Origin of the sequence: Mesorhizobium sp. M0772 (assembly GCF_040320135.1) — a bacterium.
In the GTDB taxonomy this organism is placed as follows: domain Bacteria; phylum Pseudomonadota; class Alphaproteobacteria; order Rhizobiales; family Rhizobiaceae; genus Mesorhizobium.
Genome location: NZ_JAMYPB010000008.1, coordinates 63536 through 76573, shown reverse-complemented (window position 1 = coordinate 76573; position 13038 = coordinate 63536). Strand labels below are relative to the sequence as shown.

The 13038-nt window shown below is 64.0% G+C and carries 12 protein-coding genes; 1 reads left to right on the top strand and 11 read right to left on the bottom strand.

The annotated features are described in order from the left end of the window. Positions 1-70: 70 nt before the first annotated feature. The 6 genes from NKI06_RS07700 to NKI06_RS07675 form a co-directional block, all read right to left on the bottom strand. Positions 71-478, bottom strand: coding sequence for a F0F1 ATP synthase subunit epsilon (locus NKI06_RS07700; RefSeq protein WP_023668674.1), 408 nt, complete (start codon positions 476-478; stop codon positions 71-73). Positions 479-587: 109 nt separating this feature from the next. Further along, positions 588-2159 (bottom strand): F0F1 ATP synthase subunit beta, encoded by a 1572-nt coding sequence (atpD, locus tag NKI06_RS07695; protein WP_023698224.1) that lies wholly within the window; start codon positions 2157-2159, stop codon positions 588-590. A gap of 70 nt (positions 2160-2229) precedes the next feature. After that, positions 2230-3114, bottom strand: coding sequence for a F0F1 ATP synthase subunit gamma (locus NKI06_RS07690; RefSeq protein ID WP_023668672.1), 885 nt, complete (start codon positions 3112-3114; stop codon positions 2230-2232). 34 nt (positions 3115-3148) lie between these two features. Then, entirely contained in the window at positions 3149-4678 is a 1530-nt protein-coding gene (gene atpA, locus NKI06_RS07685) for a F0F1 ATP synthase subunit alpha (protein WP_023684101.1), read from the bottom strand. After that, the gene (locus tag NKI06_RS07680) at positions 4678-5238 is read right to left on the bottom strand and encodes a F0F1 ATP synthase subunit delta (protein ID WP_023700226.1); all 561 of its coding nucleotides are present in this window, start codon (positions 5236-5238) and stop codon (positions 4678-4680) included. The genes atpA and NKI06_RS07680 overlap by 1 nt, the downstream gene beginning before the upstream one ends. Before the next feature lie 246 nt (positions 5239-5484). Further along, the gene (locus NKI06_RS07675) at positions 5485-5880 is read right to left on the bottom strand and encodes an AGROH133_08824 family phage infection protein (protein WP_352984725.1); all 396 of its coding nucleotides are present in this window, start codon (positions 5878-5880) and stop codon (positions 5485-5487) included. Positions 5881-6018: 138 nt separating this feature from the next. On the opposite strand from NKI06_RS07675, the gene NKI06_RS07670 reads away from it, so the two are divergent. Further along, entirely contained in the window at positions 6019-6207 is a 189-nt protein-coding gene (locus NKI06_RS07670; RefSeq protein ID WP_352984724.1) for a hypothetical protein, read from the top strand. A 16-nt stretch (positions 6208-6223) separates the two neighbouring features. Here the strand turns inward: NKI06_RS07670 and NKI06_RS07665 are convergent, their stop codons facing one another. The 5 genes from NKI06_RS07665 to NKI06_RS07645 form a co-directional block, all read right to left on the bottom strand. Continuing rightward, positions 6224-6919, bottom strand: a complete 696-nt coding sequence (locus NKI06_RS07665) for an aspartate/glutamate racemase family protein (RefSeq protein WP_352459922.1) — start codon at positions 6917-6919, stop codon at positions 6224-6226. A gap of 110 nt (positions 6920-7029) precedes the next feature. Then, a complete protein-coding gene (locus NKI06_RS07660) occupies positions 7030-8364 on the bottom strand; it encodes a lysine N(6)-hydroxylase/L-ornithine N(5)-oxygenase family protein (protein WP_352984722.1) in 1335 nt (444 codons plus the stop codon). Next, complete coding sequence (locus tag NKI06_RS07655; RefSeq protein ID WP_352984721.1) at positions 8361-10181, bottom strand: IucA/IucC family protein; 1821 nt, start codon at positions 10179-10181, stop codon at positions 8361-8363. The genes NKI06_RS07660 and NKI06_RS07655 overlap by 4 nt, the downstream gene beginning before the upstream one ends. Next, the gene (locus NKI06_RS07650; RefSeq protein ID WP_023755520.1) at positions 10178-11242 is read right to left on the bottom strand and encodes a GNAT family N-acetyltransferase; all 1065 of its coding nucleotides are present in this window, start codon (positions 11240-11242) and stop codon (positions 10178-10180) included. The genes NKI06_RS07655 and NKI06_RS07650 overlap by 4 nt, the downstream gene beginning before the upstream one ends. Continuing rightward, complete coding sequence (locus NKI06_RS07645) at positions 11239-13026, bottom strand: IucA/IucC family protein (RefSeq protein ID WP_352984719.1); 1788 nt, start codon at positions 13024-13026, stop codon at positions 11239-11241. The genes NKI06_RS07650 and NKI06_RS07645 overlap by 4 nt, the downstream gene beginning before the upstream one ends. Positions 13027-13038 lie beyond the last annotated feature (12 nt).

Sequence of the window (13038 nt, the reverse complement as noted above, 5' to 3'; positions counted from 1 at the left end):
CTTAAGCCCGGCCTGTTTCATACCTTTGCCCGACCATGACCCCTCGGATCACGTCCAATCATTCTGCGGCTTACGCCGGCAGCAGCGCGCCTTCGAGCGTGGTAAGCTGGCTAAGGAACTGCTCCGCCTTGCTGCGGCTCTGGTCGTCCTTGGCGTCGGCGGCGTCTTCCTTGGCTTCCTGGATGCGGCGGGCGAGATCGGCGCGGTCGATATCGCCGACGGCGACCGCCGATTCGGCGAGCAGCGTGCAGCCGGCAGGGACGATGTCGGCAAAGCCGCCGAACACCACATAGCGTTCTTCCTTGCCGCCGGCGGTCTTCAGCGTGACGACGCCCGGCTTGATCGTGGTCATGACTGGCGCATGGTGCGCCATGACTGTCATTTCACCTTCGGCGCCTGGAATGACGACGGACTCGACCTGCTCGGAAACCAGGAGGCGCTCCGGCGAGACCAGTTCGAACTTGAAAGCTTCAGCCATGTCAATTTAGTGAGTAGGGAATAGTGAGTAGGGAGTAGGGAGAGGACAGCTGTCCTGATCACCCGGCCGCTATTCACTACTGACTACTGACTACTCCCTATTGCCTTGATTACGCTGCTTCAGCCGCCAGGCGCTGAGCCTTCTCGACCGCTTCGTCGATGCCGCCGACCATGTAGAAGGCGGCTTCCGGCAGGTGATCGTAGTCGCCGTTGCAGAGGCCCTTGAAGCCCTTGATTGTGTCGGCGAGGTCGACCAGCTTGCCCGGCGCACCCGTAAACACTTCGGCGACGAAGAACGGCTGCGACAGGAAGCGCTCGATCTTGCGGGCGCGGGCCACCGTCTGCTTGTCCTCTTCCGACAGCTCATCCATGCCAAGGATGGCGATAATGTCCTGCAGCGACTTATAGCGCTGGAGGATCGACTGCACCTGGCGGGCGACGGCATAGTGCTCCTCGCCGACGACCAGCGGATCGAGCATGCGCGAGGTCGAGTCGAGCGGATCGACGGCGGGGTAGATGCCCTTTTCCGAGATCGCGCGGTTGAGCACGGTCGTCGCGTCCAGGTGGGCGAACGAGGTCGCAGGCGCCGGGTCTGTCAAATCGTCGGCCGGCACGTAGATCGCCTGCACCGAAGTGATCGAACCCTTGGTCGTTGTGGTGATGCGTTCCTGCAGCGCACCCATGTCGGTGGCCAGCGTTGGCTGGTAACCCACGGCCGAAGGAATACGGCCGAGCAGCGCCGACACTTCAGAACCGGCCTGCGTGAAGCGGAAGATGTTGTCGACGAAGAACAGCACGTCCTGGCCCTGGTCGCGGAAATATTCGGCGACCGTCAGGCCGGTCAGGCCGACGCGGGCACGCGCGCCCGGCGGCTCGTTCATCTGGCCATAGACCAGTGCCGCCTTGGAGCCTTCGCCGCCGCCCTTCTTGTTGACGCCGGACTCGATGAACTCGTGATAAAGATCGTTGCCCTCGCGGGTGCGCTCGCCGACGCCGGCGAAGACCGAGAAGCCGCCATGCGCCTTGGCGACGTTGTTGATCAGCTCCTGGATCAGAACCGTCTTGCCGACGCCGGCGCCGCCGAACAGGCCGATCTTGCCTCCGCGGGCGTAGGGCGCCAGAAGGTCGAGCACCTTGATGCCGGTGATCAGGATCTGCGCTTCCGTCGACTGTTCGACATAGGTAGGCGCCGGCTGGTGGATGGCGCGCATCTCGATGCCGTCGACCGGGCCTTCTTCGTCGACCGGCTCGCCGATGACGTTGATGATGCGGCCGAGCATGCCCGGGCCGACCGGAACGGTGATCGGCGCGCCGGTGTCATAGACGTCCTGGCCGCGAACCAGGCCTTCGGTGGAATCCATGGCGATGCAGCGCACGGTGTTTTCGCCCAGATGCTGGGCAACTTCGAGCACCAGGCGGTTGCCGACATTGGAGGTTTCGATGGCGTTCAAAATGGCCGGCAGATGATCGCCGAACTGCACGTCGACGACGGCGCCGATGACCTGGCGAACCTTGCCGATGGCGCCGGTCTTCTTGACGGCAACGCTCGTCGTCTTCACTGCCGGGGCCGCGGCCTTGGCGGGCGCGGCCGCCTTCTTGGCCGGAGCGGCCTTCGCCGCTGCTGCCGGAGCCTTTGCGGCCGCCTTGGGGGCCGTCTTCGCGGGGGTCGCTGCTTTCGCCATCGTCTTTACCCTTCTCGTCCTTTGTTTCTCACGCTCCATCAGAAGGTCGATGACCTCCTGGCGGTCGCGCCTAGAGCGCTTCGGCGCCCGAAATGATTTCGATCAGTTCCTTGGTGATCTGCGCCTGCCGCTGGCGGTTATAGGTGATCGACAGTTTGTTGATCATGTCGCCGGCATTGCGCGTTGCATTGTCCATGGCGCTCATCTTGGCGCCCATCTCGCCGGCTGCGTTTTCGAGCAGCGCGCGGAAGACCTGGACCGAGATGTTGCGCGGAATGAGGTCGGTGAGGATCTCGCCCGGCTCCGGCTCGTATTCGTAGACGGCATTGCCACCCGCGGTCGCTTCGGCGGGAGCGGAGGCCACGCCGGCAGGAATGATCTGCTGCGCGGTCGGAATCTGGCTGATCACCGACTTGAACTGCGAATAAAACAGCGTGCAGATATCGAAGCCGCCTTCGCCGAACAGATGGATGATCTTACGGGCGATGGCATCGGCATTGACGAAGCCGAGCTTCTTGACATCGCGCAGGTCGACGCGGTCGATAATGAGCGAGGCATAGTCTCGGCGCAGAATGTCGAAACCCTTCTTGCCGACGCAGATGATCTTGACCTGCTTGCCGTCGGCCAGCAGCCGGCGGATATGGTCGCGGGCCAGACGTGCAATCTGCGAGTTGAAGCCGCCGCAAAGGCCGCGCTCGGCGGTGCAGACGACGAGCAGATGCACATCGTCCTTGCCGGTGCCGGTCATCAGTGCCGGGGCATCGCCGCCGCCGCCGATCGCCTGCGTGATATTGGCCAGCACCGCACCCATCCGCTCGGAATAGGGACGCGCCGCTTCCGCCGCTTCCTGCGCGCGGCGCAGCTTCGCCGCGGCGACCATCTGCATCGCCTTGGTGATCTTCTGCGTCGCCTTGACCGAGGCGATACGGTTACGAAGGTCTTTTAATGAAGGCATGCTTCAAACCTGATCCCGAGCGTCCGGCTTCTTCTCAAGCGAAGGTCTTGGCGAAGGCGTCGATCTCGGCCTTCAGCTTGGCGCGCAGATCGTCCGACAGCGCCTTTTCCTTGCGGATGCCGTCCAGCACGTCCTTGCCGGCCGAGCGCATATGGCTGAGCAGACCATGCTCGAACTTGCCGACCTGGTTCAGCGCCAGCTTGTCGAGATAGCCGTTGACGCCGGCGAAGATCACCGTGACCTGCTCCTCGACCTTGAGCGGCGAGAACTGCGGCTGCTTCAACAGTTCGGTCAGGCGCGAGCCGCGGTTGAGCAGGCGCTGCGTGGCGGCGTCGAGATCGGAGCCGAACTGCGCGAACGCAGCCATTTCGCGGTACTGCGCCAGCTCTCCCTTGATCGAGCCGGCGACCTGCTTCATCGCCTTGATCTGCGCCGACGAACCGACGCGCGACACCGACAGGCCGACGTTGACCGCCGGACGGATGCCTTGGAAGAACAGGTTGGTTTCGAGGAAGATCTGGCCGTCGGTGATCGAGATCACGTTGGTCGGGATGTAGGCCGACACGTCGTTGGCCTGCGTCTCGATGATCGGCAGCGCGGTCAGCGAACCGCCACCCAGATCGTCGTTGAGCTTGGCGGCGCGCTCGAGCAGGCGCGAATGCAGGTAGAACACGTCGCCCGGATAGGCTTCGCGACCCGGCGGGCGGCGCAGCAAGAGCGACATCTGGCGATAGGCGACGGCCTGCTTCGACAGATCGTCATAGCTGATCAGCGCATGCATGCCGTTGTCGCGGAAATATTCGCCCATGGTGGCGCCGGTGAACGGCGCCAGGAACTGCATCGGCGCCGGATCGGAAGCTGTGGCGGCGACGATGATCGAATATTCAAGGGCGCCGCGCTCTTCGAGAACCTTCACGAACTGCGCGACCGTCGAGCGCTTCTGCCCGATGGCGACGTAGACGCAGTAGAGCTTTTCCTTTTCCGGCCCGTTGTCGTGCACGGCCTTCTGGTTGAGCATCGTGTCGAGGATGATCGCGGTCTTGCCGGTCTGGCGATCGCCGATGACCAGCTCGCGCTGGCCGCGGCCAACGGGGATCAGCGCATCGATGGCCTTGAGGCCGGTCGACATCGGCTCGTTGACCGACTTGCGCGGGATGATGCCTGGCGCCTTGACGTCGACGCGCTTGCGTTCGGTCGCCTTGATCGGGCCCTTGCCGTCGATCGGATTGCCGAGCGCGTCGACGACGCGGCCGAGCAGGCCCATGCCGACAGGCGTATCGACGATGGCGCCGGTGCGCTTGACGATGTCGCCTTCCTTGATGTCGCGGTCGGCGCCGAAGATGACGACGCCGACATTGTCGGCTTCGAGGTTGAGCGCCATGCCGCGGATGCCGCCGGGGAACTCGACCATTTCGCCGGCCTGGACATTGTCGAGGCCGTAGACGCGAGCGATACCGTCACCGACGGACAGCACCTGGCCGACTTCGGAGACCTCGGCCTCCTTGCCGAAATTCTTGATCTGGTCTTTGAGAATTGCGGAAATTTCCGCGGCGCGGATGTCCATCAGCCGACCTCTTTCAGTGCAAGCTTGAGCGAATTGAGTTTGGTTTTGAGCGACGTATCGATCTGGCGCGAGCCCATCTTGACCACCAGCCCGCCGAGCAGCGACGGATCGACGGTAACAGTGATGGCCACGTCCTTGCCGGCGACGCTTTTCAGCGCGGCCTTGAGTTCCGTCTGCTGGGCAGCCGTCAGTTCATGCGCCGAAGTGACCTCGGCTGATGTCTCACCGCGCTGTTCGGCAGAGATCCGGCGAAATGCCTTGATCATGCCGGGCACCGCGAAGAGCCGGCGGTTGCGGGCGACGACGCGCAGGAAATTGCCGGTCAGGCCGGTGATGCCGGCCTTGTCGGCGATCGACGCGATTGCCTTGGCCTGGTCCTCGCTGGAGAACACCGGGCTGTTGATGAGGCGCGTCAGGTCGGCGCTGTCATCCAGCATCTTGGCGAAACTGTTGAGGTCGGCCTCGACCTTGGCCACCGAATTCGACTGCAGCGCAAGTTCGAACAGCGAACCCGCGTAGCGTTCTGCGACACCTGAGATTGGCGATGACGATTGAGCCACGGACCGTCTTTTCTCTTGTCTGAGGGGCCGCAGATTGTTGGCGCGAGCAAAAACTCTGGCTAAATCTTTGACCTTACTAAGTTTTTCCAAGCACGGAGGCGCGGCTTCCGCTATCCCCGGCCGAAAGTCGATTGCCGTCTAGCACAGGCATTTTAAGACCGCAATGCGTCGTTCCGCATGCTTTTCGGGCACTATTGTCGCATCCGGCCGCAGAGTTCAACCGAAGCCTTTGGATTGGCTGCCGATTCAGGGCAGAAAGCCGAAGACGAAGGCGAGCGGCAACGCGGCCAGGACGAGTTCGACGACCATCGACGCCCAGTTGAAAGGCGTGTTGGCGCCGTCCGACATCATCGACAGCAAACGGCCAAAAGCGGTGAACAGCCAGGAAAAGCCGAGTGCCATATAGAGCCACGGCTGCGCCAGCAGAATGCAGCACAGGCTGACGCCGAGATAGAAGCCCGACATGCGGCCGCGCCCTTCCGCGATTGCCGCTCCCCTTTCGGGCCGGACCTGCAGCCGCAGAATCCGAAATGCCAGCCCTGGCGCGAGGAAAAACAGCAGACCGAGCGCCAAGGTGACGACGGCGCTGGACCAAGCCAGCCATTCGCCCTGGCTGGTCGGCCACGGAAACGCAAATTCCATCTTGCTTTCATCCCCTCACAGCAATGCCGGATGTATTGAATGTCGCTGCAAAAAGAAGTCAAGCGCGCGGCAGTTTTGGCACGCAATTCGTGAAGGAGCGGAAGGCTGTTTAGCCCGCGCGCGCGTCCGGCCAGCATCGTGGCCAACCTGTATTATCAGGCGACGCCTCCCTCCTATCTGCAGGACCGGTTTTGCACAGCCAAAGGCCCCGACACCGATCGCCCTTATTTCCTGACCAGGCACCTCAATCTGGCCGGCACGGAAGCAGATCGATGGAAGCTGAAAGTTGTCGGCAGCGGCAATGTCGCCGTGGCCGCCCAGCCCTGATCCCTGTTTTGGCCCTTCAGGGCAGCATGAATGCGACCGCCGCCTCGGCATGGATGCGCGTGGTGTCGAACACCGGAATGTCGAAATCGCGCTCGCCAATCAACATGGTGATCTCGGTGCAGCCCATGATGACGCCATCGATCTTCTCATCGCGCCGCAGACGGGCGACCTCGTCGATATAGGCCGCCTTCGATGCCGCGCTGACGATGCCCCGGCAGAGCTCGTCGTAGATTACCTGGTGCACCATGTCGCGCCCGGCCTGGTTCGGCACCACGGGCTGCAGCCCGTATTTCTCCGTCAGCCGGCCCTTGTAGAAATCCTGCTCCATAGTGAAGCGGGTCGCCAGCAGCGCCGGCCGCTTGACGCCGGCGCCCTTGACCGCGACTGCCGTGGCGTCGGCAATGTGGATAAGCGGGATCGACACCGCCGCCTTCACCCGGTCGGCGAGCTTGTGCATGGTGTTGGTGCAGATCAAAAGCCCCTCTGCGCCGCCCGCCTCCAGCTTGCGCGCCGCATCCGCCAGCAGCACGCCCGCACTGTCCCAGTCGCCATGATGCTGCCGGTCGGCGATTTCGGCGAAGTCGAAGGAATAGAGCAACAGCTTTGCCGAATGCAGCCCGCTCAGCCGCTCGCGCACGATCTCGTTGAGCAGGCGGTAATAGATCGCCGTCGATTCCCAGCTCATGCCGCCGATAAGGCCAAGGGTTTTCATGCGCTGAGCCTCCAGCAGGACCGAACGATCTCTCTCACAGAAAAGCTTTACGGGTCGATGTCAATCTTAACGCGCGCCGTACCACGCTCTTCGGCCCGCCTCCACAAACATCACCGCGCGCCCGATTCGGTCATCCTCGCATTGGCGCCGAGATGATGCAGGCTTTGTGTCGTGTGCCTTGAACTCCAGGCAACCGGCGGATCGGGCAGATCGAGATCGAACTGTGCCCGCCCGAGCAGCGAATTGACGATCTTGGCGCTGCGCCAAGCCATCAGGCTGAGCTGCGGCTCGGCTATGCCATGGCTGAGCCGGCCGGCATTGAGTGCGTAGATCCGGCGGTCGTCGGGCCCGTCCCATTCGACCTCGAAGCTGGCGTTGAGCCTGTAATGACCGCGCTCGTCCAGCGCGATCCTGTTCATGAGCGGCGCCATGCAATCAGGAATGGCAAAGGCATAGCCGGTGGCCAGAACCACCGCTTCGACGGTGCGCGTCTCGATGGCGCCGTCGAAGCCGTTGCGCATGATCAGCCGGTATTCGCTGCCTTCCCGGGTCACGTTCAGCACTTCGCGGTGCGGCGTCATGTTGACCGCCGTCGTTTCCTCCGAGAGGTGCCGCAGCGTGTAAAGCTGGCGATAGATCGCCTTCAGCGTGCTCGTCGATGCGCCGTCACCGGCAAGCAGTTGCTGTTCCAGGATCGTCTCGCGCCGCCCTTGCGGCAACCGATGGAAGTTTTCGACATAGCCCGGCGTGAAGAGTTCGTCGGTGAAAGGCGAGTCGTCCAGTGGCAGGAAATTCGGCCGCATCGAGATCCACTCGATTTCGCGGCCGGCGAAGCGGTCGGAGGAGACCAGATGCAGAAGCACTTCGGCGCCGCTCTGGCCACCGCCGATCACGGCGACACGCTGTCCGCTCAGGCGATCGAGGCGGTTGGCGGCCTGGGCGTTGTGGAAGCATTGATCGGAGGCCGCCGCCCGCGCCCAGGCGGGGATGTTGGGCACCAGCCCGACGGCAATGGCGAGATTGCGCGCGTTCACCTGCTCGCGGCCGATACGCAGCCTGAAATTCGTTCCGTCGAAGTCGATCCGGTCGACGGCGCTGGCGAAGCGCAGCGAAGACAAGTTCTCGCCGACCCATCCGAGATAGCGGGCGAATTCCGGCCGCGGGATGGCTGAGAAATCCGCGTTGAGGAATTCATAGAACCGCTTCTGCGCGCCCAGATAGGACATGAACGACCATGGGCTGGTCGGATGCGTCGCGGTGACGAGATCCTTGAGGAAGGATGTCTGCAGTTCGACGCCCGGCAGCATCATGCCCGGGTGCCATTCGAGCCGCGTCGCCCGATCGAAGAAGCGCGCTTCGACGCCGTCCACCGCATCGAGATGGGCGGCGAGGCTGAGATTGAACGGCCCGATGCCGATGCCTGCGAGGTCAAGCGTATGGGTCATGGCGAACTCCTTATGGAGCTGGCTGGGCTGATGGGAGATCGCCGGGCTGACTCGGGGTTAAGCGGATTGTCGAGCGGTGTGCCAAGGTCGGGCAGAGGGCGTTCGCCGCTGTCGCCGTAGCCGATGGCGAAGCGCACCTTGTTGATGGCGATGCGTGGGATCTTCGGAGCAAACAGATCGAAGAGCGCGAACCGTTCCGACAGATCCGGGTTCCGCGCCTGGTAGCGCCGGATGGCGCCGGCCAGGATGGCGTAGAAAGTCCTCTCGTCGAAGCGGTCATAGGCGGCCAGCGCCTCGGATAGGAAGCGCAGAACGCTGACGATGTGTCCCGTTTGCAGATGCTGGAGAAGATGTGCCGGCGGCCGGCGCTTCAGCGTCGACAGGATTTTGGGGTCGAGGCCGGCCAGTTCGGGAAACGGCTGGTCGACGAGGTCGAGGTCGCCCTGAAAATCCTTGACCGCCACGCCGAGAGGCGTCGCTCCGTCGAGGATGATGGTGACGTTCTGGCCATGGGCGACGAACCCGACGCCGTAACGGCACATGAAGTGGTAGAGCGGCACGAAGGCCGTGGAGAACAGGCGATCGAGCCATGCCTCCGGACCAAGGCCGGATTGCTCCATCAGGGCGCTGGCGATCGGCCTGCCATGGGCGTCGCGCTGCGGCAGGGCGCCCATCATCATCGGGCGCTGGCCCGCTGTCAGATCCTTTTCGGGGCTTTCGCGCCAGATGGCGCCCAGCATCTCGCAAAACTGGTAGGGCGCGCCTTCAACGCCGGTGTAGTGCGGGTGCGGATAGAAGGCGCCGGCGACTTCCCTCAGCACCTTGACGTCCTTGAGCACCGGGTCCGCGGCCGCCACCGTGGCCAGCCAGCGCGACAGATCGGCGCCGATCGCCATGTATTTGCCCGGCACGCCGCGCCACGCTGAGGTGTTGAGGACGGTCAGCGGCAGCTTGACGTGCAGCGCCTCGGGCCGTGCCACATTGGCAAGCGTGCGCAGCGACTGCAAGGGCAGGAACGGATCGCCGAACTGGCCAAGCGGCACCAGCCGGCCGGCGGCGATCTCGCTACCATATTGCGAGGCGATCATCGCCTGCCACTGCCAGGGGTGGACCGGCAGCAGCCTATGCGTCGATCGCGAGATCCCGGCGGCGCTGAAAGCCGCTTCGAGCCTTGCGCGCTCGTAGTCGCCGAGTGCGGCCTGCAGCAGCGCCTCTTCGTCGAGCCCGCAGTCAAGCGCCAGCAGGCAGCGATCGCTGGCGGCGGCAAGCCAGAAGAGCTGGAATGCGGTGGCCGATTCTGGCGCGTAGCGCTCGAAGTCGTCCCGTCCCCAGCCAAGCCGTCCCTTGTTGGCAGGGGCCTTCGGATGGCCGTCGAGCAATGCCTGCAACTCGGTATCCGGCAGCGCGGCTAGATCGGCGGCCGGTCGATTGCCGCGTGCCTTGGCGATCCGCATGTCGGCCATCAGCGTGTTGTAAAGCTCCTTCGCATAGGTGCAGAATGTTGCCGGCGACATGCCGAGCGTCTCGCGCGCGTCGGCGAAGAAGGCGACCGCATCGTCGACCGGCAGCTCGATGCCGGCGTCGCGAGTCAGCGTCTCCGGACGGACGGCGATCTGGCCCCACAGGCGCCGCGTCGCGGCAAAGCGATAGGTCACGCCGGGGCCGGGCGTCAGCTCCCATCGGCCGGGCGAAAGCTCGCGCGGCGACAGGCACTCCTCGAAGGTCAGTTCGGAAATGGCCTTGGCGACGGCGTCGCGGTTGATCGCGGCCCAGCGTGTCGCCTCCCCCGCTTTGGCAATCGGTTGCTGCACCGTCACAGCGGCACCTCGCGGAAGAAGCGCTCGCGTTCGCAGCAGACCAGCGCCGCGCGCTTGTGCGGGAAGTCGAACTCCTTGACTTTGTCGTAGGCGGCGCCGGCGCAATAGCTCAGCATCTTCTGGTGCGCGGCGCGTGGCTCGCCGACGACGCGCTGCGTGCGCGGCTCGTCGAGGAACAGATAGTGGGTGACGGAGCGGAACAGTGACAGCGTCTTCGGCCGGCCGAGATGGCGCATATTGCCGATCAGCCCATGCCAGCCGCGGTCCCAGTCGTGCGGCTCATAATAGGGCCCGAGCCGGTCCTCCTTGGCCCAGTAGAACTCGAAATAGCCGGTCGGCTCGCCGTCGAAGCTGGCGATGACGCCGAAAATATGCGGATCGCTTTCCTGCTCGGCGAGATATTTGTCGAGATCCTCATGGCTCTGGGCAAGTTCCCAGAAGAAGGCGACGCGGCCATCGTTCATCCAGCGATGGAAGAGGTCGAGATCGGTCCGGCGGTCGATCGGCCGCAGCGACACGGTGAGGCCGATTTCCGGAATCCAGCGTTCGTACATCGGGCCGCAGGGGCGCGGTTGGCGCAATGGCGGCAGCCGGTCTTCCGGGCCGATAGCGGTCGTCAATGCCGGATAGGTGACATGCGAGGCCTGGCTGCGCCACAGCAGCGGCAGCTGGCGCAGGACCGAGCGATGAATGACGGCGCGCTCCGGTTCGCCTGCGGCCGTCTCGGTGGCCAGCGCCGAAACCGGCCACAGCGTCTTGGCCGCCGGCAGGAAGGCGCAGTCGAAGGAAGGATGCAGGCGCAGCGCGGCGTCGACGAGACCTGCCAGGATTTGCGGTTGGTCGAGGCGGCCGCCAATGAACGCGACATCGTCGATGAGCAGGCGGCCATCCGCGATGGAGATGCGGGCCTGTCCCACCGCTGTTCCCTCAGCGTTGACCAGGCTGACATGGCCATCGCCGGCACAAATGGCGAGCGGCTCCGCGGCCGAGGCCAGATGCTGCCATCCTTCGTTGCCGGCGACGGTGGCGGGTGACCAGTTTTTCGCAGCCTCGATGTTCATGCGTATTCTCTCACATGCAGGGGGTTCGGAAGCTCGACGTAACCTGCCAGCGGGTCGGTCACTTCGGTGTTCTCATTGATGTCGCGCAGCGCGATCAGGAAATTGCCCTTGGCGGCGAGCGTCGGCGCGTTGAGCAAATAGTCGACGCAGGACCGGTCAGCCATCGGCGTGGCGGCCAGCCGCTCGAGCGAGCGGCGGAATATCGCCAGCAGATCGTCTTCGTTGGTGAGGCCAGCGGCCGCAAGGGCTGCGACGGCGGCGAAAGCGCCATTGACGACCAGATAGTAGCCGAACAGCTTCGCGGCCGCTTCCGCTGGGAAGACATGATCGCCCGCCTGACCAGCCTCGGGCACGAATTCGCGCAGCCTGGGCAGGAATTCCTCGACATAACCGGTGCCCTGGCAGTCGCGAAAATAGAGCGCATTCGGCCAGCCGCCGGCGAGGCCGACGACGAGGTTCTGCTGATGGGCGCCGAACAGCAGGCCGAATTCCGAGAAGGCAACGATAAACGGTTCGATGGCGGCATGAAGGAAACGCTCGAACCACAAACGCGCCGTTTCCTTGACAGGTCGCTTCTCGTCGCGGGCGATACGGTGGACCAGGTCGGACAGATGGCTTTCGGTACGGCCGGGATGGCGCTCGCAAAGCGCGCCGAGAACGGCAGCCGGCGGATTGCCCGTGCCGCGAAACGGATTTTCGCGAAACGAGACGATGGTATCCGTCATCAGCCGGCCGTCTTCGTCACGCAGGCCGAACCAGGCGGGCTCACCCAGCACCGTCATGGTCGGGCAGCGCCGCTGCAAGGCATAGCCGAGCTTGCCCTTGACCAGCCGGTGCACCGAAAGGCCGCGCCGGCACTCATGCTCCTCGACGATGCGCCTGGAATTGGTCAGGCGCAGGCTGAGCGAGAATTTCAGCATCCACTCGGCTTCAGACGAATGAACCGTGCGCAGCGAGGTCGTGGCCCGCCACGCTGGTCCGCCGAGCCCAACATCGACGATACGACCGGCGCGAAACAGGCGCTCGACGCGGTCTTCCAGCATGAGCCGTACTGCCTGCCACGGATGCATCGGAACGAGAACCTTGCCCTGTTGCTTGCCAGCCCGAGCAAGCAGCTGCGGATCGCTGGCGGCAAGCCCGCGGACCATCTCGGTGACATCTAGCGGCTCGACGCTGCCTCCAGTGAGGATGGTCGGGTCGACGGCCCACCAGCGCAGTTTGAACGCATTGCAGTATTCATGCCCGAAGCGCGCGGAATCCGTGTGCGTGAACTCTTCGCGACTCATCGGCGCCGGATGCACGGCATGGCCGAAGCGCAGGGCGCTTTCGGCATCGATGAAATCAGGATCGCCTTCGGAGAAGGGCCGCGACGATCCACGCGCCGCAGTCGCGTCAGCGATTGCGGCGATGCTGGCCAGGCTGCGGCGCAGGAAGGTCAGTCGGCTTTTCGCTGTCGCCCGGCCGGCAATGTCGGGATCCGCCAGGATCAGCGCCAGAAGGCTGAAAAGGTCGATCTCGGTCGCTTCGCCATCAGCCCCCTCGTTACTAATATCGAGGCGCCAGAGCGGCATCGCTAAATCGTGGTAACCAACCTTCGAGCGATGCCGCGCCTCGACGAGCACCGCCGCGCGCGAGGCAGGGAAATTCAGACGCAGCACGGCCGCCTGCGGCCGAAACAGCCCGGTTTGGCTGGCGTCGACGAATTCCCAGCCATCCCATTCCCGCAGCAACGCGTTGAGGAACGGGCTTAATGCAGAGGAAGATTCTGGTTTTACTTGTTCCATGTGCATCCTCAT